This is a genomic window from Caviibacter abscessus (assembly GCF_001517835.1).
GTDB classification, from domain to species: Bacteria; Fusobacteriota; Fusobacteriia; order Fusobacteriales; family Leptotrichiaceae; genus Caviibacter; species Caviibacter abscessus.
On sequence record NZ_LOQG01000039.1, the window covers coordinates 45593 to 70769 of the forward strand.

Sequence of the window (25177 nt, forward strand, 5' to 3'; positions counted from 1 at the left end):
ATCTCCTTTATTTTTTAAATGATATTTTCCAATTTATTCCGGTTTTAATATTATATGCTTTTGCAAATGAACCTTGGTTTATTGCAAGTCCTATATTATTTAATGAGTTTATATATATTAAAGGTTCTCCTATTCTAACATCCGAAAAACTTGTTTTAAAATAAATAAAATTTTGATAAAGTACTCTATCTGAATGAGTAATCGTTACTTCAACTTTATCTCCAACTGATATATTTAATTTTTTAAAATCTTCATAAGGTATATTTGACCAAAGACTTCCATATCTTACATCTAACACATCAATAGTCCCCGTTACCTTATTTTCTTCTATAATAGGTGAAACTGTTTTAAGCTCTATTATACTAGATACTCCTATTTTAGGTCCTATTTCTTCAAATTTAATTTTTCCTGATGCAAGTCTTGCACCAGTATATGCATATACATCACGTCCATGAAAAGTGTAAGATAATTCTTGGATGGGTAAATGATTTTTCGTTTCTTCAAGAAGCCTTACTTCTTCAATTCCAAGCATTTTTTTGACATGTGTTAAAGTTCCATTATCCGGAGTTACAATTAACTGTCCTGTAGTTGTTTTTACGACAACACTTCTTCTACTACTTCCAACACCTGGATCTACAACTGATACAAAAACACTTCCACTTGGCCAAAAAGATATAGATTGAATTAATCTATATGATGCTTCCCATATATCATATTGTGGAATATCATGTGTCAGATTATATATTTTTAAATTTGAATCTTGACTATATGCTACACCATGCATTGCTGCAACAGCTCCATCACATACACCAAAATCTGATTGAAAAATTAAAGCATTCACTATAATCACCTCATTTTATTATATCAAAAATATATAAAAAAAAGAATAAAAATTAATAAATAAATCAGTTCAGCTAATTGCTGAACTGCTATAAAATTTATATAGTAACTTTACCATCCTCATTAAACACTTTTATTGCATTTAATGCTATTTGTTTATCAATCATTTGAACTAAAATATCATACGGAATTGTCGCTGTGTGTGCCCCATTAACTAATGAATCAACTACTTGATTAGAGTTTTTAAAACTTGCAGCCAATATTTTAGTTTTTACGTTTCTATCATCAATAAAAGTTCTTATTTTACTTATTTCAAGAATAGAATCAATTGAATTATTTTGCATTCTGTTTACATATGGTGCCAAATAATCACAACCTGCAACAGCTCCAAGTATTGCTTGATCTGACGAATAAACAGCCGTTCCTAACACTACTCTACTACTATCTTCTTTTTTTATTTTTGATACAGTTTCAAGCCCTGCAAAACTTAAAGGAACCTTTAAACTCAATTTAAATCCTATTTCTTTTTCAAATTTTTTTAAATTTTCAAAATCTAAAATCATTTCTTCAGAAGTTTCACCTAAAAGTTGAATAAATAATTCTTGAACTCCAAGTGATAATATTTCTTTTATTTGTTCTTTTCTATTTTTATTTTCTTTTTTAAGTATAGTAGGATTTGTTGTTACTCCTTTTATTACACCCGTTTTTAATGCTTTTTCTATTTCAATTAAATTCGCAGTATCAATATACATTATGCCTCCTAAATTAGTTACAGACTTTGTTCTGTTCTTTCTATTATATCATCTTGAGTTTTCTTAGATAAAACATTAAAGAACGCTGAATATCCTGCAACTCTTACTATTAAATCTCTGTGTTTTTCTGGATTTTTTTGTGCATCTCTTAATGTTTCTCTTGAAACAACATTATATTGAACATGAAATCCATTTAATTTATTAAAGAATGTTCTAATTAACATAATAAGCTTCATTTTATCCTCTTCATTTGAAATAGTTTGAGGATTAACCTTTTGATTTAACAGTATTCCTCCTGTTATATCCATAACAGGTAATTTTGATATTGTTTTAAATACAGCCGTTGGTCCATTTATATCAGCATTATGACAAGGTGCACAACCTTCAGCAAGAGGTTCTCCTGCAAATCTTCCATCAGGTGTTGCAAGTGTTCCAAGTCCTTGACCTACATTTGCAGATATTGATGATGTTCCTGCATAATAATTTCCACCTATAGGACCTCTACCAAATCTGGTATTATTGTATTTTTTAATTTCAACTATATGTGAATCATATGCTTCTCTTATTAAGCTATCAACATAGTCATCATCATTACCATATTTATGTGGATTTTCAAGTAAAATACGTCTAACTCTAGCTCCTTCTTCACCTTCAAAATTATTCATAAGAGCTTGCCACAATTCTTTTGTAGTTATACTTTTATCTTCAAATACACATTTTTTTATACAAGATAACGAATCTGCTAAGTTTGCAATTCCTACTTGTAAATCAGATATCATATCATAAACAGCTCCACCTTCTTTTAAGCTTAAACCTCTGTCTATGCAATCATCTACTAATGCAGAACATAAAACATCCATAGTTGTTTTTTCAAGTGTTCTGTCAACTGATGTATCCATTATTACTTGTTCTCTTGTAAATTGTTTTATTATATTGTCCCAAGCTTTTTTCATATCATCATAACTTGTGTAATCAGTAAATTTACCTGTACCTTCCATTAATTTTTTACCGGTTTTAGGATCTACTCCATCATTCATAGCAATAAGTAAAACTTTAGGATAATTTAAAAAGCTCATACCTGTACATCTATATCCCCATTTTGCAGGAACAGCAACTTCTACACAACCTATAGCACTATAATTATATGCATCTTCAACTGAAACACCTTTATCTATTAAAGATGGGATTATAATCTCATCAGAATTAAATGCAGGCATTCCTGTTCCAAGTTTCATAAGTTCTATAGCTTCTTTCATAAATCTATCATCAAGTCCTGCATGATATCTAATTGTTAAATTAGGTTGAGGTAAATGCACTTGTGCATCTGATTTTATTATCGCATATGTAAGTTCATTTACTGCATCTTCACCAAATTTTGTTTGTCCTCCTATAGTTACATTTTGATAAAGAGGACTTCCTGCTGAATATTGAGTATGACTCCAAGATCTAATTTTATTTATAGTATATGTCTTTATCCATAAGTTTGATAATAATTCTATAGCTTCATCTTCACTAATTACACCTGATTTTATATCGTTAATATAGAAATCATATAAATACTGGTCCATTCTTCCATATGAAAGTGAGTGCCCATTACTTTCAATTTGTAATACTAAATGAACTATCCATATTGATTGAATTGCTTCATAAAAGTTTTCTGCTGGCTCATACGGAACTTTATCCAATGTATTAGCTATTCTTTGTAATTCTTTTTTTCTTTTTTCACAATCAGTTTTTTCTATTAATTCTCTTGCTAAATCTGCATATCTTTTTGCAAATTTAACTGTTGCTTCAATAGTTGTTAATATTCCTTTATAAAAATGCATTTTTTCTTGATTTTCATAAGTTGACATATCAAGTTTTTGCGTTGCTTCTTTAGTTTGTTTTTCAAAACTCTTAAGTCCTTCTCTTATAAGTCTTGAATAATTTACAGATAAATGAGCATCTCCTGCTGTAATATTTCCTTCAGCTTTAATTATACCTAAATCATAGAATAATCTACTTTCTTCTGGCATTGCAGAAAGAGCTATTTCTTTTACTGTTTTACCTTTCCAAAATGGAGCTATATCACGTAAAATTTGTTTATTTTCTTCAGTTATAAAAAATACATCTCCATCTCTTTTTTCAAATTTATCTAATTCATCAATAACCCAATCCATTGCGTATTCAGGAAATATTGGTGCTGCACAATTTGAAGAAGCCTGATTTCCTGCTAGTAATGATTCATCTTCTATGTATATACTCATATTAGATAATATATTTTTTAACATTTCAGCTCTTTTTATAGCTAAAGGCATCGCTGCATATTTATCATAAGCTTGTGTAGTATAAATTGCCCTTTCAACGCATACCATTCTTTTTGTTTCTAATACATCATTTCTGTATTTATTCATTCTGTCTGTTAAGTTTCCAAAATAATTGTTACTCATTATGCCTCCCTTATTATTTTGCAATATTTACTTCTATATTTTGTTCCCTTAAGAATTTTATTACTTTTTCAGAAGTAGAACAATCCGTATAAACCGCATATACTTCTTCAGGTTTGAATAACTTAACTAAACCTCTTTCTTTAAATTTTTCAGATGTAGTTAGAACTATAACTTTTTTAGCACATTCCGACATATCTTTAACTGCATAAGTTCTTAAAATATCTGCACCAAAAAAACCAAATTTTTCATCAAATCCATCTACACCAAGAAATAATTTATCGACCATATACTGTTCAGCACATAATCTTGTAATAGGTCCTGTGTTTACTTGAGAAATACTTTGAAACTCTCCACCTAAGATTGTTATATCAACATTTCTATATTCTCTTAAAAAATTAGCTATAAAGATTGAGTTTGTAATTATTTTTATATTTTTTTTAGTTTTACATAACTCTTCAGCAAGTAATGCACATGTAGAACCAGATTCTATCATAATAATTTCACCGTCTGACACAGTTTGTGCTGCAAGTTTAGCTATTTTTAATTTTATTGAATAATTATGAACTAATCTATTCGATATATCATCGTTACTTAAAGTTAATGCATATCCGTATTCTCTTGTTATTAGACCTTTTGAAACCAAATAATCTAAATCTTTTCTAATAGTAACTTGCGATACTCTCATTTTTTCAGCTAAATCTACAACAGAAATTTTTCCTTCTGATACTATTAAATCTAAAATCTGATCTCTTCTTTTCAATTACAACACTTCTTTCTTTCATATATTATGAAATAAGTATATAATTAAGTTTTAGTTCTGTCAATTCAAACCGTTAAAGTTTACTTTTTATTTATTGAAATTTTATCTTTGTCTCCTGCACTCACTTCTCCCTCTTTTACTTCTACAAAGCAAGTGTCTTCTAATTCAGGATATGCAAATATCATTTCTGTACTATATCCTTGTGATTTTATTTTTTCTAAATTTACTTCCGCTATTTTTTGTCCCATTTTTACTTTATCGCCAACATTACATAAAATATTGAAACCTTCTCCATTCATATTTACTGTATCAAGTCCCATATGAATAAGCATTTCGTCTCCTGAAGCTGTAGATATAGAAATTGCATGTTTTGTATCTGATATTATTGTTATTTCTCCATCAACAGGTGAATATATATTTCCATCTTTAGGTATTAATACATATCCATCACCTAACATTTTACTTGCAAATCCTTCGTCACTACATTTATTGATACATAATAATTCACCATTAACTGGAACTACCATATCACATCTTAATTGTCTTTCTTTTGGCAATTCTTTTTCTTTTTTGATTTCTTCAAATTCTTTTTCAGTGATTTCTTGATCTTCCAAATGTGTACTCATATAATCGTCTAAATTTGATTTTACTATTGATACTCTTGGTCCATATACAACTTGAATAGCTGTATTTCTCTTTATTACTCCACTTGCTCCTGTTGCCTTTAATATCTCATCATCTATTAAAGTTCCATTTACTACAGTTACTCTTAATCTTGTAGCACAATTATCTACATCAAGTATGTTCTCTCTTCCTCCAAGACCCTTTATTATTAATTCAGAAACTAAGTCTTCTTTTTCATGAGCATTTTTTGCAAGATAATCAGCTTTAGTATAAAGTTTAGAATTTTCATTATCTCTACCCGGAACTTTAACATCCCATTTAATTATTAAATATTTAAACATTACATAATATATTACAAAATATACTAACATAAGCACTACAAGTAGTGGCCATCTAGTTTTTTCTATTCCTTGTAATAAACCGAACATTGTAAAATCTATAAGCCCGTCAGAGAATGTTGTACCAACTGCGATATTTAGAACATGACAAGATATAAATGCAAATCCGGCACATATAACGTGAATAACAAACAATAAAGGAGAAAGGAATAAGAAAGTAAATTCTATTGGTTCAGTTATTCCAGTTAAAAAAGTTGTAAGTCCTGCTCCTAAATAAAGACCTTTTACTCTTTTTCTATTTTCTTTAGGTACACAATGATACATTGCAAGAGCTGCACCTGGAAGTCCACCCATCATAAATGGATATTTACCTACTAAAAATCTAACTGCATTAATTGAAAATGATGTTGTATTTGGATCTTGTAATTGTGCAAAATATATGCTTTGTGCACCTGAAACTATTTTACCAGCAACTTCCATTGAACCTCCAAGTTCAGTAGTCCAAATAGGTAAATAGAATGCGTGATGTAATCCAAACGGTATTAAACCTCTTTCAGTTGCGCCAAATATGAAAGTACCCAAATATCCTGAATTTATTACAACATTTCCAAGTTTACTTATACCTGCTTGTATAAAAGGCCAAAATAAATAAAAGAATATTCCAATAAAAACTCCAAAAATTATTGAAATGATAGGAACAAATTTAGTCCCTCCAAAAAATGAAAGAGCTGATGGTAATTCAATTTTGTAATATTTATTATGTAAATATGCCACTACCATCCCAACAACTATACCACCAAAAACTCCTATTTGAAGTGATTGTATACCTAAAACTGATGTTATTGAACCTAAAGGTACATCAGAACTTATACTTCCATCTGCTAATATTTCCCCACTGCTTACAAGCAATTTATTTACTGTAATATTCATTACAAGATAAGAAACAGCAGAAGCCATTGCAGCAACTTCTTTATTTTGTCTAGCAAGTCCTATTGCAACTGCTATTGCAAAAAATAAAGGTAGATTTCCAAAGACAACTTCTCCAACACCACTAAATATTTTTAAAAGTATGTTTAGAAATGTTCCATCTGCTAGTATTGTTTCTAAACCTAAACTTTTGATATTTGCTGGATTAGTAAATGAAGCTCCTATCCCTAAAAATATACCTGCAAAAGGTAAAATTGAAATTGGTAAAAAGAATGATTTACTCATTTTTTGAAGTAATTCAAAAATTCTTGACTCTTGTTTTTCCATGAAATTTTTCTCCTTTAAATAGATTGTTATTTTTTTATCTTTCTATCCAAAGTATACCCTGTATATTTCAATTGTCAATATCAGAAGTTACAATTGAAACTTTTTTCATTTCAAATATATCTATTTAACATTTAAACCAGCATCAACAAAAATCCTTTTATATTCAATAAATTTTTCATCATCTTTATGTAATTGTTCAACATCTTCATATTCATAAGGAATATTTAAAAGTTTATATTTATTTTCTCCGAAATTATGATAAGGCAACAATTCTACATTTTTTATTCCTAATTCAACCAATAATTCAGATATCTTTTTAGCATCTTCAATCGTATAATTAAATTTAGGTATAACTGGAATTCTACCTATAACTTCCAACGTTTTAACACTGGTAGCATATTTAATATTACTTTTTATTCTATCAAGAGGAACTCCCAATATTCTTTTACTCTTCTCATTATCCCAATGCTTCACATCGCACAATAAAAGATCAAGTTGTTCAACAAATTTAATAAATTTATTTTCAGGAGCATAACAAGTTGTTTCAGCAGCAGTATGTATACCTTCTTCTTTACATCTTTTAAGTAATTGTGTCGCAATATCTGCCTGTGTCAAAACTTCGCCACCTGAGACAGTTACGCCCCCACCAGATTGTTCGTAAAAAGGCATATCTTTTTTTATTTCAGAAATTATATCCTCAAGATCTTTATCATAACCTTCATATGAAATAGAACCCGTTTTACATCTTTTTTTCAAAAATATAGCTTCTTCTTCCGTTATTTTCTTCAAATTAACATAACGTTGATTATCACCTTTTTTTAACTTTTCTCCATCTTTTGACAACCATAATAGTTCAGTAATACCACAATCTTCACAATAATTACATTTATTATCTTTCCAAACAAGTTGTATCTCTTTTTTTTGCGATTCAGGATTAGAACACCAAGGGCATTTTAAAGGACAACCTTTAAAAAATACAACAGTTCTAATTCCCGGACCATCATGCAAACTAAATTTTTGTAAATTAAATATCCTAGCTTTTTTCAAAACAATCACCCCAGTTTAATATATTATACCACGATTATCTTGCGTTTTCAATTGAAACATATTTATATTTCAATCATAAAACAAAAAATAAATTTAAAAGGAATTACTTTATAAAACCCAAGTAATTCCTATATTATTTGTTATATATTAATAACATTACTATGTGAAATTATAATTACTGTTCTATCATTCAAATATTTATTAAATATATTATTCCAATTAATTTGTATACTTTATATAGTACAACCGTATACACTACTATCATCATGAAATTTTTTAAATTCCTTAATGAAACATCATAAATACTTCTAATCAAAAAATAGCCTTCTTGAATTAAATTTTGTATTTCCCCTAAATTTAAGAATTCAAAATAATTCTTATTTTGGATTCCTCTCTAAAGTATTAATTTTGAATATTTCTTATTTTTTGTATAATATAGTTATTATAAAATCCTAAAAATTCTTCTACTATTAAAGAAATAATAAAAGAAAAATAAAATATTTATTTTTATGAACTATACTGTTACTTATAAAAAGTGGTTGTAACACTGATAATATATACACAATAATTAATACAAAAATATACGTAATTAACTTTTTATAACCAATTTTTTTAATAACTATAATAAATATTTATAATTATTGCTCATAATTTTTTTCCTTATTCAAAAATTCTTTTATTCTATCATTTGTAGGATTATTTAAAACTTCATCAGCTGTTCCATCTTGCAGTATTTTACCTTTATCTAAAAATATTACTCTGCTTGATACATTTCTTGCAAAATCCATCTCATGTGTTACTACAATCATAGTTATTCCATCTTTTGCAAGTTCATTCATTGTTTTTAAAACTTCATTTACCATTTCAGGATCAAGTGCTGATGTTGGTTCATCAAACAAAATAATTTCAGGTTTCATACATAATGCTCTTGCAATTGCAACTCTTTGCTTTTGTCCACCTGACAAATGTTTAGGTTTTGCATTTATATACTTTTCCATACCAACTTTTTTTAAGTACATATTTGCCATTGTAACTGCTTCTTCTCTTGACATTTTTAATATTTTTGTTGGAGCCAATATACAATTTTCAAGTACAGTTAAATTATTAAATAAATTAAAATTTTGAAATACCATACCGACTTTTTGACGATATTGTTCCTTTGTTATATCTCCTGTCATAATATTTTCATTATGAAAAAGAATTTCTGCACTTGTAGGAACTTCAAGTAAATTTATACATTTTAAAAATGTTGATTTACCACTACCTGATGAACCTATTATACTTATAACTTCTTTTTCTTTTACCGTTATACTTATATTATCTAACACAGTTCTATTTCCATACATTACTGTTAAATTATTTATTTTTAATATTTCGTTCATTTTCAAAACTCCTATTCCACTATTTCATATGTATTGCTTCCGTCCATTTTTACTTCAATATATTTAAGTATTTTACTTAAAACTGTAGTAAGTACAAAATATATTACACAAGTAATAATAAAGACTTCATAATATCTAAAATTAGTTCCTGCTATTTGTTTTGAAACTGTATAAAGCTCTGTTACTCCTATTGCAAATAACACAGCTGAGTCTTTTATATTTATAATAAACTCATTACCTACTGAAGGTAAAATATTTCTAATAGCTTGTGGTAAAATTATATATATCATTGATTGTCTATGTGTAAATCCTAATGATTGTGCAGCATCATATTGACCTTTATCAACAGATTCAATTCCACCTCTTATTATTTCAGAAAGATATGCACCTGTATTTATTGATATTATTATCATTGCAGCAACTATAGGAGATAAATTAATGTCAAATACTTGTCCTAAACCATAATAAAATATCATGGCTTGAACTATCATAGGTGTTCCTCTAAACACAGAAATATATATCCAATTTAATTTTTTAAGTATTTTATATATTATATTATGAACTTTTCTTCTGCTATCTTCAGTTGATACTGTATTAACAAGGGCAACTATTAAACCTATTATAAACCCAGCACTAGTACCTATTATTGCAAGATAAACCGTAGTTAAAGTCCCAAGTAAGTATCTATTGCCATAATTAATCAATATATATTTTACCCAAGAAAAAAATCCATTTGGTCCATTATTTTGAATATTTTCTTTTGATGATGATAAAGGTTGGTTTTTTATTGCATCTTCCATTAATTTTTCACGAACTTCTTTAGGTATTTCAGAAAGTGCTCTATTTACTTCATTAAGTAATTTTATATTACCTTTTTTTACACCTATTGCAACATTTACTTCATTTTTATCATATTCAAACCCATTATCCTTAAATTTAATAAATGTAATATTAGGATCTGAAAAACTTGCTGACAATGCACTTGGGTTCTCAGCTATATAACCATCAATTTTATTTGAATTAAGAGCAACTATCATAGCCGGAAAATTTTCCATTGCAACTTGCTTTTTAGCTCCTTTTAATTGTTTTATAAGTCCATAATGAAGTGTATTTAATTGACCTGTTATTCTGGCATGTCTAAAATCATTTAGTCTTTTAGCCATATTATATTTACTATCTTTTTTTACAACAACTACTATATCTGATTCATAATATGATTTTGTAAAATCTATACTTTTTCTTCTCTCAAGTGTTGGTGACATTCCTGCAATAACCAAATCAATTTTTGAAGAATTTAATGCTGGTCCAAGTAAAGAATCCCAATCACTTGGAACTATTACCAATTTTTTACCTAATTTTTCAGCAATTAATTTTGCAATTTGAACATCATATCCATTTGCATATCCTGACGGTATTTTAACAGCATTGTGTTTATCATCCTTTTGATACCAGTTAAATGGAGCATAACCAACTTCCATTCCAACTCTTAATGTACCTTCTGCGTTTATAATAATAGATATTGTAGTAATAAGTACAACAATAAGTTTTTTCATTGCTAATCTTCCTTTCTTATAAAAAAAACTGATAGATTAGCTATCAGTGTATAACAAAAAATATTTTATATACATTTGATAGCACTCCATTATTTCTAATGACAGTTATACGCGTATTTCACGTATACCCAATATCAGGGCTTGCAACCCGGATATTTCGGCAAAATTTCCTTTCATTAACTTCTTTGGTTGCCACCTCCATCAATTACTAATAAATTTTGCACCTCTATCCTCTTTATTTATTCTTTTATTGCAATAGCTTCAATTTCAACTAAAGCATTTTTAGGTAAATCTTTTACTGCAAATGCTGATCTTGCAGGATATGGTTCACTAAAAAAGCTTGCATATATTTCATTTACTTTTGAGAAATCTGAAATATCACTAAGTAATACGGTAGTTTTAATCACATTACTCATATTAAAACCATTTAATTCCAATATATTCTTTAAATTATTTAATGATTGTTTTGCCTGTTCTTCAACTGTCTTTTCTAACATATTTGTATTAGGCTCTAAACCTAGTTGACCTGAAATGTAAATAGTGTTGCCAATTACTCTATATGCACTATATGGACCGACAGCTTTTGGTATTAAGTTTTCCATAATATAAACTCCTAATGAATCCTATAATTTTCTAAACTCTTTTTATTTTTATTAAATGTTAATTTTTTTATTGCTTTAACTTCTATTTGTCTTATTCTTTCTCTTGTTACTTCAAAAATTTTGCCCACTTCTTCAAGCGTTTTTGGAGAACCGTCATCAAGACCAAATCTATGTCTTAAAACTTGTTCCTCTCTTTCATTTAAAGTATCTTTTAATATATCTTCAAGTTTTTCACGAAGTAAAACTCTTGTAGTTGCATCATATGGATTTAAGAATTTATCATCTTCAACAAAATCACCAAGTTCACTATCATCTTCACTTCCAACAGGAGTTTCAAGTGATATAGGATCTTGATTCATTTCAAGTATACTTTTAACTTTATCAACAGGAATTTCAAGCTTCATTGATAATTCTTCTGGAGTAGGTTCCTTTCCTGTTTCTTGAAGTATTATTCTACTTTCTTTTTTTATTTTGTTTATAGTTTCTATCATATGAACCGGTATTCTTATTGTTCTACCTTGATCTGCTATAGCTCTTGTTATTGCTTGTCTAATCCACCAAGTAGCATATGTTGAAAATTTAAATCCTTTTTCATATTCAAACTTTTCAACTGCTTTCATAAGTCCCATGTTACCTTCTTGTATCAAATCAAGTAATTTTAGACCTCTATTTGTATGTTTTTTCGCAATACTTACAACTAATCTTAAATTTGATTCAATTAATTTTTGCTTAGCCATAGCGTCACCTTCAAGAACTTTTTGCGCTAGTTCAATTTCTTCCTCATGTGTTAATAAAGGAATTTGACCTATTTCACGAAGGTACATTTTTATAGGTTCATCTACATCCATATTTTCAGCGATTTTCATTATATCATCGCTTAACATTTTTTCTATTTCAGTATCATCTATTTTTTCATATGGTATAGTTACTATTTCGGCTGGTTTAACTACTTTCTTTTCTACAGGTACTTGTTGTGTATCATCAACTACAGTAATTCCTTCACTTTTTATTTTAGAAATTAATTGTGATATTTTTTCTTTACTAAATTTATTTGAAAGTAGATCTTTTATTTCTTTTGCATTGATTGTTTTATCTTCTCTAGCTTTTTTTAATAACATTAATAAATTACTTTTTAGATTTTTTCTTTTCTCAGACATTCAAGCTCCCTTTCTTTATATTTTAGATATGTTCCATATATTTGTTGTAGTTTTTCAATATCACGACTTTTTTCAACTAATTTTAATTGTTTTTTCATTTCTATTGTTCTTTCATAAACTTCAAGTGGTAAAAGATTAATTCCACCATATTGTTGTATAATCATTTCTATTGCCTGATTTACTTCCTTTTTTATCCACTCTCTGTAAAGAACGGCATGATTATTTTTTATATTTTCATTATTGTGTTTTGTCATTATTATTTGAAAGTATATTTTTTCCTCTTCACCGTTAAAATCAATATCTTTTATATTTTCAAATTTACTATCCGTAAGTTTAACAAATATATTTTCAAGATATGGATTTGTAAAATTAAAGTCCTTATATAACGGCAAATATTCTTTATTTTTAAACAGTAATCTTATAGTTTCTAATTCTAGATGCGTTTGCTTTGATTTTATTGACTGTTCTATTTCATTATCTTCTTTTTTTGTTTCTTCTGTTTTTATTGTAATATTTTGCTTTTTATATTTCAAATTATTTAAAATATCTTTAACATCAAGATTTAATTTTTGTGCCAATTTTTTTGCATATTCATTGTAATAAATATTATCTGATATTGAAGCAAAAAATTGTTTTAATTTTTCAATTATTTCTCTTTTTGCCGGTAATTTTTCAATATCATAATCTGATTTATAATAATTAAAAACAAAATCAAAAGAATCTTGTGAATTTTTAATTTTTTCAAGAAAATCCTCAACTGTATATTTTCTTAGAAATTCATCGGGATCTTTTGCCATTTTATCAAGACTTAAAACTTTAATATTAAAACCATATTTATTCAATATTAAAATCGTTCTTATCTTCGCTTCAAAACCTGCTGCATCATCATCATATGCAATTATTACATTATTTGTAAACTTTTTTAAAAGTTTTGCTTGGTTATCAGTAAATGATGTTCCAAGACTTGCAACAGTTTCAACAAATCCATTTTTATGTAGACTTAGTACGTCGAAAAAGCCTTCAACTAAAAAACAATATTTTTTGTCTGTTATTGTTTTACCGCCGTCAAATATACCAAAAAGTTCATTCCCTTTTTTAAATATTATACTTTCCTTTGAGTTTATATATTTAGGTTTATCTTTTTCATCGCCTATATATCTTCCACCAAAACCAATAATTTTTTTTCTAGTATTGTATATAGGAAAAGTAATTCTTTTTCTAAAAACATCATATATTGTAGAATTACTTGATTTTATAAGTCCAAGTTCTTCTAATTCCTTAATATCATATTTACCTTTAAGTTCAGTATACAGCTTGTCCCAGTCATCTGTTGCATACCCTATACCAAATTTTTCTATTTGTTCTTTTGTATAATTTCTATGCGACAAATATTCTTTGGCAAGTTCATCGTTTTCTACGTTTTTTTGAAAAATACAATTAGCATCGTACATTAGATTATATAATTTTTCATATCTAACATCATAACCATTTTTAATTGTTATACTTTTTATATTAACATTGTATTTTTTCGCAAGCTCTGATACAGCTTGTGTATAAGTAAAATTATTCACTTTCATGTAAAAAGTGATAGCGTCACCACCTATATTAGAACTAAAATCTTTAAATATTTTTTTGTCAGGGCTTACCATAAACGAAGGAGTATTCTCCTGTTTAAAAGGCGAATAACCTTTATAACCTGAACCAGATTTTTGCAAATCTACATATTCACTTATAAGATCTACTATATCTATTTTAGATAATAACTCGTTTTTTTCTTCTGCTGTAATCATAATTTATATACCTCTTACATCAAGTATAATGCGATATTTAAGATTGTCAAGCTTAAACTTCTTCAATTGTTATTTCATCATCAATAATTTCTTGAAAAACTATATCCATTACTTTATGTTTTGGAGTTCCAGCTACAAATTTTTCTCTTGCAGCTTTTCCACATGCAATAGCCAACTCATATTTATTTGGAATTTTTTTTATTAAATCATCAATGTTTATTTTTTTATTTTCCATCATTATCACCATTTATTATATCTATTAATTTATTTATTGATTCATTTAAATCCTTATTAATAATTACATAATCGTACTGATTTTCATATTCTAATTCTTTTTTTGCATTTTCAAGCCTTTTTGCAATAATTTCTTCGTCATCTGTATTTCTATTTCTTAGACGTTTTTCTAAAATTATTTCATTTTCTGTTTTACAAAAAACTAAAACTGCATCAGGTCTTTTACTTTTTGCAATAAGTCCACCTTGAACATCAATTTCAAGTATTACATTTTTACCGTTTGATAATTCCTTATCAATTTGAGATATTAACGTTCCATAATAATTTCCGTGAACATTCGCATATTCAAAAAATTCCTTATTTTTTATTTTAGTTTCAAATTCTTCAACTGATAAAAAATAATAATCTTTCCCATCAATTTCTCCAACTCTTGCTTTTCTTGTAGTTGCTGAAATAGATAGTGGTATATTTAATATATCCCTAACTTTTTTTGTTATCGTTGATTTACCAGAACCTGATGGTCCGGAAACAATAAATAATTTTCCCTTCATTGTAGCCCCTTATATTCAAACAAGGGAGAACAAGTTCTCCCTGTTTAAATTTGAAACATTCATCTGTATTTTTTATTCTTTTATAATTACATTTATATCTTGGTAATCTCTAAATCCAGTACCACTAGGTATTTTCTTACCAATAATTACATTTTCTTTTAACCCTTCAAGTCTGTCAACTTTACCTTCAACAGCAGCATTTGCTAATACTTTCGTTGTTTCTTGGAAAGAAGATGCAGATATAAAGCTTTCTGTATTTACGGCAGCCTTTGTTATACCTTGTATTATTGGTTCATATGTAGCTAATTCTTTACCTTTAGATTTAAGAACTTCATTTTCTTTTTCTATTACTTTTCTGTCAACTAATTCGTCTTCTAGGAATAGTGAAGACCCAGAACTTACTATTCTTACTTTTTGGAACATTTGTTTTACAATAATTTCAATGTGTTTGTCATTAACTGAAACTCCTTGTCCTCTATATACACCTTGTACAGATTCAAGTATAAATTGTTGTGCCGCAACTGAACCTTTAATTCTTAATATATCATGTGGTGATATAGGTCCATCAGTTATTTTTGCACCTTTTTCAATTAACATCTCATTAGTTATTACTAATCTTTCTCCACCTTGAATTGTATATTGCTTAATTTCATTTCCGGTTTCAGGATCAACTATTGATATTGAACGAGTTCCTTTTTTATTTTTAGAGTCATCATTAAATATTATTCTTCCTGAATAATCAGCAAGAGTTGCCTTACCTTTAGGATTTCTTGCTTCAAATAGTTCTTGAACTCTTGGAAGTCCTCCTGTTATATCCTTATTACCTTCATTTGTTTTTATAATCTTAGCAATTATATCTCCAGATTTAACTTTATCGCTTTCATTAAACATTAAATATGATCCATAAGGTATACTATATTCTGCAACTTTTTTATTGTTTTTACCATATATTATTGCTCTTGGATTTATTTCAATGTTTTCAGATGGTTTAACTGCTAATTTTTCAGTTACATTATATTTTATATCATGATTTTCTTTGATATATATATCTCTAAATTCAATTTTACCTGACTCAGTAGTAATAATTGGTGTTTGATATGGATCAAATTCTGCAATTATTTGACCTTTCTTAACTGTATCTCCATTTTTAAACATTAATTTGGAACCACTTGGTATTTCATATCTATGTTTTCCAATTATTGCTTTAGTTGTTTGTGATGCTACAACTTCTGCTCCAGTTTCATCTTCTATTAATACTAAATCAGTATATTTAATTTTACCATTTACATCTGCTTTATAATTTGATTGCACACTTGCAGCAGTTGCAACCCCTCCAGTATGGAATGTACGCATTGTAAGTTGTGTTCCTGGTTCCCCAATTGATTGTGCTGCTATAACTCCAACTGCTTCACCTTTTAGTATTTCCTTATGGTTAGATAAATCTATACCATAACATTTTTTACATACACCCTTTTCCAATTTACATGTTAAAGGCGATCTTACCATAACTTCAGTTATTTCAAGATTTTCAACTTTAACTATTAATTCATCTGTAACTAATTCATTGTATTTTGCAATGATTTCTCCATCATGAATTAAATCTTTTGCAAGATGTCTTCCATATATCCTTTCAGAAAGTTTTTCTATTAATTCTCCAGATTCCATTAAATCAGAAACTAAAATTCCTTCTTCAAAGCACCCACAGTCATCTTTATTAACTATAACTTCATGTGATATATCAACCAATCTTCTTGTTAAATATCCTGAATCGGCAGTTCTTAAAGCTGTATCCGCTGATCCTTTTCTTGCTCCGTGTGATGACATGAAAAAGTCTAGTACGCTTAATCCTTCTCTAAAGTTTGCCTTGATTGGTTTTTCAATTATTCTACCTTGAGTATCTGCCATAAGTCCTCTCATACCACCTAATTGACGCATTTGTGCTATTGATCCTCTGGCTCCTGATGTTGCCATCATAAATACTGGGTTAAATTCATCAAGATTATCCATCATATCATTTGTAACTTTATTAGTTACTTCAGACCAGATTTCAACTGTTCTTCTATATCTTTCTTCGTTTATTATCTTACCTTCTCTATACTCATTTTCTATTTCTGCAACTTTTTTCTCAGCTGCTTCAAGTAAAACTTTTTTAGTTTTAGGTATTTCAAGATCTTCAACACTTACTGTTACTCCTGCAAGTGTACCGTAATGGTATCCAAACTCTTTTATTTTATCAAGTAATTCAGATGTTTTTTGCGGTCCGAATTTTTTATATAAAGTACTTATTAAATTTCCTATCTCTTTTTTACCATATGTTTTGTTATAATCTCTTACTTCTTTTGGAAGCATTGTTGCAAATATTAGTCTTCCTGGTGTTGTTGTTATTATTTCATCATCTATTCTAACATCAACTAATGCGTGTGTACCAACTTTATCATTTTGATAAGCCGTTATCATTTGATTTTTGTTAGAAAATCTTAATCCTTCTCCTTTTTCACCACTTCTTGGCTTAGTCATATAGTAGCATCCCATAACCATATCTTGAGAAGGAACAGCTATAGGTTTTCCGCTTGAAGGTGCTAATAAATTATTTGTTGATAACATTAGTATTTTTGCTTCCATTTGTGCTTCTGGAGATAATACCAAGTGAACTGCCATTTGGTCTCCATCAAAGTCAGCATTAAAAGCTGAACAAACTAATGGGTGTAATCTTATCGCTTTACCTTCTATTAATGTAGGTTCAAATGCTTGTATTGAAAGTCTATGCAATGTAGGGGCTCTGTTTAAAAGAACCGGATGATTTTTAATAATTTCTTCTATTAATTCCCACACATTTTCATTTTCTTCTTCAACCATTTTCTTAGCTATTTTAATATTTGAAGCTAATTCTCTTTTAACAAGTTCTCTCATTAAAAATGGTTTATATAATTCAAGTGCCATTTTCTTAGGTAATCCACATTGATTCATTTTAAGAGATGGTCCAACTACTATAACCGATCTTCCTGAATAATCAACACGTTTCCCAAGTAAGTTTTGCCTAAATCTACCTTGTTTACCTTTTAACATTGATGATAATGATTTAAGCTCTCTATTATTTTGAGATAATATTGCTTTACCTCTTCTACCATTATCTATTAAGCAATCAACAGCTTCTTGAAGCATTCTTTTTTCATTTTTGATCATTGTTTCAGGTGCATGCATTTCAAGAAGTTTTTTAAGTCTTGTATTTCTATTTATAACCCTTCTATATAAGTCATTTAAATCAGACGTTGCAAAACGACCACCATCTAATTGAACCATAGGTCTTAAATCAGCAGGCATTACAGGTAATACAGTTAATATCATCCATTCTGGTCTATTTCCTGATGTGATAAAGTCTCTTACTATTTTAAGTCTTTTTACTATTTTCTTTCTTCTTTGTACTGAAGTAACTTCTTCCAATTCTTTTTCTAATTCTTTATCTAATTTTTCAAGATTAATTTCTTGAAGTAAAGTTAGAACTCCTTCTGCTCCCATTTTTGCAATAAATTCAGATTTATTTTGCATTTTGATAAGTTCATATTCTCTACTTTGTATTATACTTCCTCTTGGATTTTCATCATTACCTTTAATTACTATGTATTTAGAATGATATAAAACGGCTTCTAAATCTTTTGTTGAAACTCCCAAAAGTAAACTCATTTTATTTGGGGTTCCTTTTGAGTACCAGATATGTGCAATAGGCGTTGCAAGTTCAATATGCCCCATACGTTCTCTTCTAATTTTAGAAGTTGTAACATCTACTCCACATTTTTCACATTTTATACCTTTATGTTTTAATCTTTTATACTTTCCACAAGAACATTCATAATCTTTTGCTGGTCCAAATATTTTTTCACAAAAAAGTCCATCAGGTTCAGGTTTTAATGTTCTATAATTTATTGTTTCAGCTTTAGTTATCTCTCCATAAGACCATTCTCTAATCTTTTCTGGAGATGCTAACTTTATTTGAATACTGTCAAAATCTCTTATACTCATTTAATTTAGACTCCTTACATATTTATGTTATTATCTAACTCTATTTGTTCTCCGTCTCTATTGTATAAACTGATATCAAGTCCTAATGATTGAAATTCTTTCATTAAAACTTTAAATGATTCAGGTGCATCAGCTTCCGGCATAGCTTGTGCTTTAACTATTGCTTCATAAGTTTTTGTTCTACCATTAATGTCATCAGATTTTACTGTCATCATTTCTTGTAGTACATTTGAAGCTCCATATGCTTCTAAAGCCCAAACTTCCATTTCTCCTAATCTTTGTCCCCCAAATTGTGCCTTACCACCAAGTGGTTGTTGTGTAACAAGTGAATATGGACCTATAGCTCTTGCGTGCATTTTGTCTTCAACTAAATGGTGTAATTTTAGCATATACATTCTACCAACTGTTACAGGATTATCAAATGGTTGACCTGTTCTTCCGTCAATTAATTTAACTTTACCTGTTCTGCTAAATCCTGCTTGTTCTAAAGCATCTTTTACATCATCTTCACTAGCTCCGTCAAACACAGGTGTTGCTATATATTTACCAAGTGTCCCTAAAGCTAATCCTAAGTGAACTTCTAATACTTGACCTATGTTCATACGTGAAGGAACCCCTAAAGGATTTAAACAAATATCTACTGGAGTTCCATCTTCTAAATGAGGCATGTCTTCAACAGGTAATATTCTTGAAACTATACCCTTATTACCATGTCTTCCAGACATTTTATCTCCAACAGTTATTTTTCTCTTCTCAGCTATATATATTCTTATTAATTTATTAACACCAGCTTTTAAGTCATCTCCATTTTCTTTAGATAGTTCTAATACTTCAACAACAGTTCCTTTAACTCCATGTGGTAATCTAAGTGATGTATCTCTTACATCTTTAGCTTTTTCCCCAAAAATTGCTCTAAGAAGTTTTTCTTCTGCTGGTGGTTCTGTCTCTCCTTTTGGAGTTACTTTTCCTACTAATATATCATCAGGTGTTACATATGCTCCAACTCTTATTATTCCATTTTCATCAAGATTTCTTAATGCTTCTTCAGAAATATTAGGAATTTCTCTTGTTATTTCTTCATCACCAAGTTTTGTAGTTCTTGCTTCAACATCAAACTCTTCAATATGTAGTGATGTAAATACATCATCTTTTCTAAGTCTTTCAGAAATTAAAATCGCATCTTCGTAATTGTATCCTTCCCAAGGAATAAATGCTATTAATATATTTCTTCCAAGTGCTAAATCCCCACCAGCTGTTGATGGTCCATCAGCAAGTATTTGTCCTTTTTTAACTTCTTGATTTAAATCAACTATAGGTTTTTGGTGTAAACACATTGATTGATTTGATTTTTCAAAATTCAACAATCTGTGCATATGTTCTTTACCATTTTCATCAGTTACTACTACTTTTCTTGCATCTACTTTTGTTACTATCCCTGTTGCTTTAGATACCATAACAGCCCCTGAATCTATTGCGACTTTTCTTTCAAGTCCGGTTCCAACTAAAGGTGCTTCAGTTCTTAATAATGGTACAGCTTGTCTTTGCATGTTAGATCCCATTAACGCACGGTTTGCGTCATCGTGTTCTAAAAATGGTATTAATCCTGCTGATACTGATACTAATTGTTTTGGTGATACATCCATTAAATTAACTTTACTTTTATCAATAGTTACTATTTCATCATCATATCTACAAACAGGATCAGTTAATAAGTTTCCATTTTCATCTATAGGTGTATCTGCTTGAGCTATAAATAACCCTTCTTCTTCATCTGCACCTAAGTATTTAATTTCATCAAATTTAGCTACACCATTTTCAATTTTAATATAAGGTGTTTCTATAAACCCGTATTTATTTACTTTACCATAAGTTGATAATGATGCAATAAGACCTATATTGGGTCCTTCAGGTGTTTCAATAGGGCAAATTCTTCCGTAATGTGAGTTATGAACGTCTCTAACTTCAAATCCTGCTCTATCTCTTGAAAGTCCACCAGGACCTAATGCTGATATTCTTCTTTTATGTGTTAATTCACTAAGTGGATTTGATTGGTCCATAAATTGTGATAATTGTCCACTACCAAAAAATTCTTGTATTAATGCATTTAAAGGTTTAGTGTTAAGTAAACTTTGAGGAGTTAAAGTATATATATCTTGTGTTGTCATCTTTTCTTTAACCATTTTAGCCATTTTAATCATTCCACCTTTAATTTGTATGGCTAATAATTCTCCAACACCTCTAACACGTCTATTTGATAAATTATCAATGTCGTCTGTTGTACCTTCACCTCTAATTAATTTTCTAATATAATTAATTGTTGCAACAACATCTTCTTTTGTAATAACTATTTCAGTATCAGGTAAATTTAACTTAAGTCTTTTATTTATCTTATATCTTCCAACATTAGCTAAATCATATCTTTGTGAATTAAAAAACATTGGTTTTATTAATGTTCTAGCACTTTCTAAAGTTACTAAATCACCCGGTCTTAATTTTTTATATATCTCAATAATAGCTTCTTCACTATTTTTTGTTGTATCAATTAAAATTGAATTTGCAAGTGGTTGATCTTCAGGTTTAACTTCCCAGTAATTAAGTTTATCAAGTTTTACATCAACTATATTTTGAATTATTTGTTCATCAATTTTTTTCCCTGATTCAACTATGTATTCTCCTGTTGTTTCATTTATTATGTCATCTTTAGCAAAGAAACCTTCAATTTTTGATTTAATTATTCCAACAACTTCTTCTTTTGAATAATTTTTATATATGTTTGTTAAATCTATGTCTTTTGATTCAAAAAATTCATCTATAATTTCTTCATTTGTTTTGAAAAAATCTACAGCTTTTAAAAATACTGTAGCTGGTACTTTTTTTCTTCTGTCAATTTTTACATTTAAACCATCTTTTTTATCAACTTCAAATTCTAGCCAAGTCCCTTTATATGGTATTATTTTACCTACAAACATATCTTTTCCTGTTTGCATGTCAATCTCTTTATTAAAAGTAATACCTGGAGCTCTATGAAGTTGTGAAACAACAACTCTTTCCGCACCATTGATTACAAAGGTTGCCTTATCTGTCATTAATGGTATTTCACCAAAATGAACAAGTGATTCTTGTATTTCACCTGTTTTATTATTTGTAAGTCTTAATCTTACTTTTAATTGACCAGAATATGTTTTTTCTCTTCTCTTACATTCAAGTTCATCATTTAACGGAACTTCATTTTCATGTATTTCATAATTAACATATTCTAATTTTAGAGTTCCGTGACTTGATTCAATAGGAAATAATTCTTTAAAAATTGCTTCAAGACCCTTTTCCTCTCTTTGTAGAGGATCTACTTTTTCTTGTAAAAATTCTTCGTATGAATTTAATTGAAATTCAAGAAAATTAGGCATCTCTCCTCTATCTTTTATCTTACCAAAACTGTATCTTTCTATCAGTTTCTTCATTGATTTGTTTCCTCCCTGTAAAAGAACTTATAAAAATATTTTAAATTTATAAATTAACGGATTTTTTGATATTTATGAAAAGCGTAAAAGACACTCTACCAAAAATATTATGTAGAGTGTCCATATTTAATCTACTTTATTTAACTTCAACTGTTGCTCCAGCAGCTTCTAATTTAGCTTTAATTTCTTCAGCTTCTTCTTTAGAAACTCCTTCTTTAATTTTTGCTCCTGCTGTTTCTGCTAATTCTTTAGCTTCTTTTAATCCAAGACCTGTAATTCCTCTTACTTCTTTAATTACATTTATTTTACTTGCTCCAGCTGATGCTAAGATTACATCAAATGATGTTTTTTCTTCAACAGCTGCTGTTGCTCCACCTGCTGCTGCAACTGCTACTGGTTGAGCTGATACTCCAAATGTTTCTTCTATTGCTTCTACTACTTCTTTTAATTCTAATACTGACATTGCTTTTAAATCTTCTATAAATTGTTCTTTATTGAACGCCATTTTAATTTCCTCCTATTTTTTTCTTTAAGCTTCTTTTTGTTCAGCCACATTTGTTAATGCAACTGCTAACATACGTACAGGACTTAATAATCCAAATGCTATTTGTCCTAATAGTTCTTCTCTTGATGGAAGTTTTGCTAATGCTTCTATAATATCTTTTTCAACTACTGCACCATCAACATATCCACCTTTTATTTCAAGTTTGTTTATTTTTTTGCTATATTCATATATAGTTTTTGATGGAGAAACACCATCTTCATAACCGATTACAAATGATGTAGTTCCTTCTAATAGTGTACCAAATTCTGAAGTTATTCCTAATTCGTTAAGTGCTAATTTTACTAATCTATTTTTAGCTACGAAATATTCTACACCGTTAGTTCTTGCAAGTCTTCTAAGTTCAGTATCTTCATTAACTGTTATTCCTTTATAATCTACAAAAACTATTGCTTTCATGTTTTCTAATTTTGACTTAAGTTTTTTAACTTCTTCAACTTTGTATTGTGCTACCATACATGTTCACCTCCTTATTTACGAAAAAAAACCTCTAAGCCAGAGGTAAAATGTATATTATGTATAATCAACACTATATATCATCATTGTATACCTCGGTAGGATTTATGGTGACCTACTGTCTTTGGCTTTGTTTTTTAAATACAAGAGTTATTATACACGAAAAGTTATAAATGTCAAGTATTTTTTGTTTATTTACATAAACTTCTTAACAATATTATCAATACTTACTTCTTCAAATTTAATATTAGCTATTTTAAAATGTTTAAATAAATTTAGTATTAGTTCTTTTTCTATATCATTTTCTAAAACTATTTTTAATGTATTTTTTTCAAGAGTATACTCAGATATTTGACCTTTGGATAATAAACCTTCAGCAAATGTTACTACATTTTCGGTTTCTATCAACTCACATATACACAATTTTTCTTTACCATATATTTTTTTCAGTTCTACTAGACTATCCTGATATATTTTTTTACCATCATTTATTATAATAACTTTATTACAAAGATATTCAATGTCTCTCATATCATGAGTTGTCAATAATATGGTAACATTTTCATCTTCGTTAATTTTTTTTATGCCTTTAATATTTTTTCTTTAATAATAATATCTAAGCCTATTGTTGGTTCATCTAAAAATAAAATTTTAGGTTTATGAATAAGAGCTCCAGCTAAATCCGCTTTCATTCTTTGTCCTAAAGATAGTTGTCTAACTTGCTTATATCTTATTTCATCAATATTTAATATCTCATTTAAATAAGTATATCTATTTTTAAAATCTTCGTCGTTTAATGAATATATTTATTTTAATAGCGTTAAATTATCTTCTACCTTTAAATCCCGCCAAAGGCTAGATTTTTGTCCAAAAACAACTCCTATAACTTTGGCATTTTCAATTCTATTTTCTGTTGGAACTAAACCATTAACATGACAAATTCCAGATGTTGGAGTTAATATTCCAGTTAGCATTTTTGTAGTAGTTGATTTACCACTTCCATTAGGTCCTAAAAAACCTAATATTTCACCTTCTTTAATATCAAAATTAAGTTTTGATACAACCTCACTAACAATCTTTTTACGCTTAAAAATTCCTTCTCTTTTATATGTAGTAAATTGTTTTACTAAATTTTCAACTTTTATAATACTACGAGCCTGAACTTTCATATCTTTTTTCTCCTTGTTTCCAAATTATTTTTGTTAATAAAATTAACATAGTAATAATAATTAACAATTTAATAAATACCGATATATTTAATGTTTCATATGCTTTCTCAAAAAACATATCACTAAATAATATTTTTTCAAGTTCAATTTCAACTTCTGTTTCTTTAATTCCTGAATACTGAGTCATATTATGTGTTGTAAA

19 protein-coding genes, 1 pseudogene, 1 riboswitch and 1 other annotated feature are annotated in these 25177 nt (G+C 28.3%); all 20 genes and pseudogenes read right to left on the reverse strand.

All coding sequences use genetic code 11. From position 1 onward, the window contains the following. Positions 1-7 precede the first annotated feature (7 nt). The 20 genes and pseudogenes from AWT63_RS05885 to AWT63_RS05980 all read right to left on the reverse strand — a co-directional run bounded on the left by AWT63_RS05885 (position 8) and on the right by AWT63_RS05980 (position 25162). Complete coding sequence (locus AWT63_RS05885) at positions 8-841, reverse strand: SAM hydrolase/SAM-dependent halogenase family protein (RefSeq protein ID WP_231723231.1); 834 nt, start codon at positions 839-841, stop codon at positions 8-10. A gap of 97 nt (positions 842-938) precedes the next feature. Then, the gene (locus AWT63_RS05890; protein ID WP_068269140.1) at positions 939-1592 is read right to left on the reverse strand and encodes a transaldolase family protein; all 654 of its coding nucleotides are present in this window, start codon (positions 1590-1592) and stop codon (positions 939-941) included. A 17-nt stretch (positions 1593-1609) separates the two neighbouring features. Beyond that, positions 1610-4021, reverse strand: a complete 2412-nt coding sequence (locus AWT63_RS05895; RefSeq protein WP_068269142.1) for a glycyl radical protein — start codon at positions 4019-4021, stop codon at positions 1610-1612. Between the two features lie 13 nt (positions 4022-4034). Beyond that, positions 4035-4781, reverse strand: coding sequence for a DeoR/GlpR family DNA-binding transcription regulator (locus AWT63_RS05900; RefSeq protein ID WP_068269145.1), 747 nt, complete (start codon positions 4779-4781; stop codon positions 4035-4037). An 80-nt stretch (positions 4782-4861) separates the two neighbouring features. After that, entirely contained in the window at positions 4862-6997 is a 2136-nt protein-coding gene (locus tag AWT63_RS05905) for a glucose PTS transporter subunit IIA (RefSeq protein ID WP_068269149.1), read from the reverse strand. 120 nt (positions 6998-7117) lie between these two features. After that, positions 7118-8044, reverse strand: a complete 927-nt coding sequence (locus AWT63_RS05910; RefSeq protein ID WP_068269152.1) for a glycyl-radical enzyme activating protein — start codon at positions 8042-8044, stop codon at positions 7118-7120. A gap of 638 nt (positions 8045-8682) precedes the next feature. After that, positions 8683-9417: an amino acid ABC transporter ATP-binding protein gene (locus tag AWT63_RS05915; RefSeq protein ID WP_197407543.1), complete on the reverse strand. Its 735-nt coding sequence runs from the start codon at positions 9415-9417 to the stop codon at positions 8683-8685. Between the two features lie 20 nt (positions 9418-9437). Continuing rightward, complete coding sequence (locus AWT63_RS05920; protein WP_068269158.1) at positions 9438-10979, reverse strand: ABC transporter substrate-binding protein/permease; 1542 nt, start codon at positions 10977-10979, stop codon at positions 9438-9440. Between the two features lie 71 nt (positions 10980-11050). Next, positions 11051-11216, reverse strand: a riboswitch (Lysine riboswitch). Between the two features lie 2 nt (positions 11217-11218). After that, the gene (locus AWT63_RS05925; RefSeq protein ID WP_068269161.1) at positions 11219-11581 is read right to left on the reverse strand and encodes a Rid family detoxifying hydrolase; all 363 of its coding nucleotides are present in this window, start codon (positions 11579-11581) and stop codon (positions 11219-11221) included. An 11-nt stretch (positions 11582-11592) separates the two neighbouring features. Further along, on the reverse strand, positions 11593-12738 hold the full coding sequence (gene rpoD / locus AWT63_RS05930) for an RNA polymerase sigma factor RpoD (protein WP_068269164.1): 1146 nt from the start codon (positions 12736-12738) through the stop codon (positions 11593-11595). Beyond that, a complete protein-coding gene (gene dnaG / locus AWT63_RS05935; RefSeq protein ID WP_068269167.1) occupies positions 12714-14528 on the reverse strand; it encodes a DNA primase in 1815 nt (604 codons plus the stop codon). Before dnaG ends, rpoD begins: the two co-directional genes overlap by 25 nt. Positions 14529-14580: 52 nt before the next feature. Continuing rightward, on the reverse strand, positions 14581-14763 hold the full coding sequence (gene rpoZ / locus AWT63_RS05940; RefSeq protein WP_068269172.1) for a DNA-directed RNA polymerase subunit omega: 183 nt from the start codon (positions 14761-14763) through the stop codon (positions 14581-14583). After that, positions 14753-15313: a guanylate kinase gene (gmk, locus tag AWT63_RS05945; protein ID WP_068269175.1), complete on the reverse strand. Its 561-nt coding sequence runs from the start codon at positions 15311-15313 to the stop codon at positions 14753-14755. The genes rpoZ and gmk overlap by 11 nt, the downstream gene beginning before the upstream one ends. A 72-nt stretch (positions 15314-15385) precedes the next feature. After that, positions 15386-19330 carry a DNA-directed RNA polymerase subunit beta' gene (gene rpoC / locus AWT63_RS05950; protein WP_068269179.1) on the reverse strand — a complete coding sequence of 1315 codons (3945 nt, stop codon included), beginning with the start codon at positions 19328-19330 and terminating at the stop codon, positions 15386-15388. 14 nt (positions 19331-19344) lie between these two features. Continuing rightward, entirely contained in the window at positions 19345-22788 is a 3444-nt protein-coding gene (rpoB, locus tag AWT63_RS05955; protein WP_068269183.1) for a DNA-directed RNA polymerase subunit beta, read from the reverse strand. Positions 22789-22924: 136 nt separating this feature from the next. Further along, positions 22925-23293, reverse strand: a complete 369-nt coding sequence (gene rplL, locus AWT63_RS05960) for a 50S ribosomal protein L7/L12 (protein WP_068269186.1) — start codon at positions 23291-23293, stop codon at positions 22925-22927. 24 nt (positions 23294-23317) lie between these two features. Then, a complete protein-coding gene (gene rplJ, locus AWT63_RS05965; RefSeq protein ID WP_068269189.1) occupies positions 23318-23806 on the reverse strand; it encodes a 50S ribosomal protein L10 in 489 nt (162 codons plus the stop codon). Between the two features lie 16 nt (positions 23807-23822). Beyond that, positions 23823-23952: a sequence feature (ribosomal protein L10 leader region), on the reverse strand. Positions 23953-24001: 49 nt separating this feature from the next. Continuing rightward, positions 24002-24337: a hypothetical protein gene (locus tag AWT63_RS06390; RefSeq protein ID WP_068269192.1), complete on the reverse strand. Its 336-nt coding sequence runs from the start codon at positions 24335-24337 to the stop codon at positions 24002-24004. A gap of 50 nt (positions 24338-24387) precedes the next feature. Continuing rightward, a pseudogene (locus AWT63_RS06465) lies at positions 24388-24975 on the reverse strand (ATP-binding cassette domain-containing protein). Continuing rightward, positions 24956-25162, reverse strand: coding sequence for a hypothetical protein (locus tag AWT63_RS05980; RefSeq protein WP_068269198.1), 207 nt, complete (start codon positions 25160-25162; stop codon positions 24956-24958). Before AWT63_RS05980 ends, AWT63_RS06465 begins: the two are co-directional and overlap by 20 nt. Positions 25163-25177 lie beyond the last annotated feature (15 nt).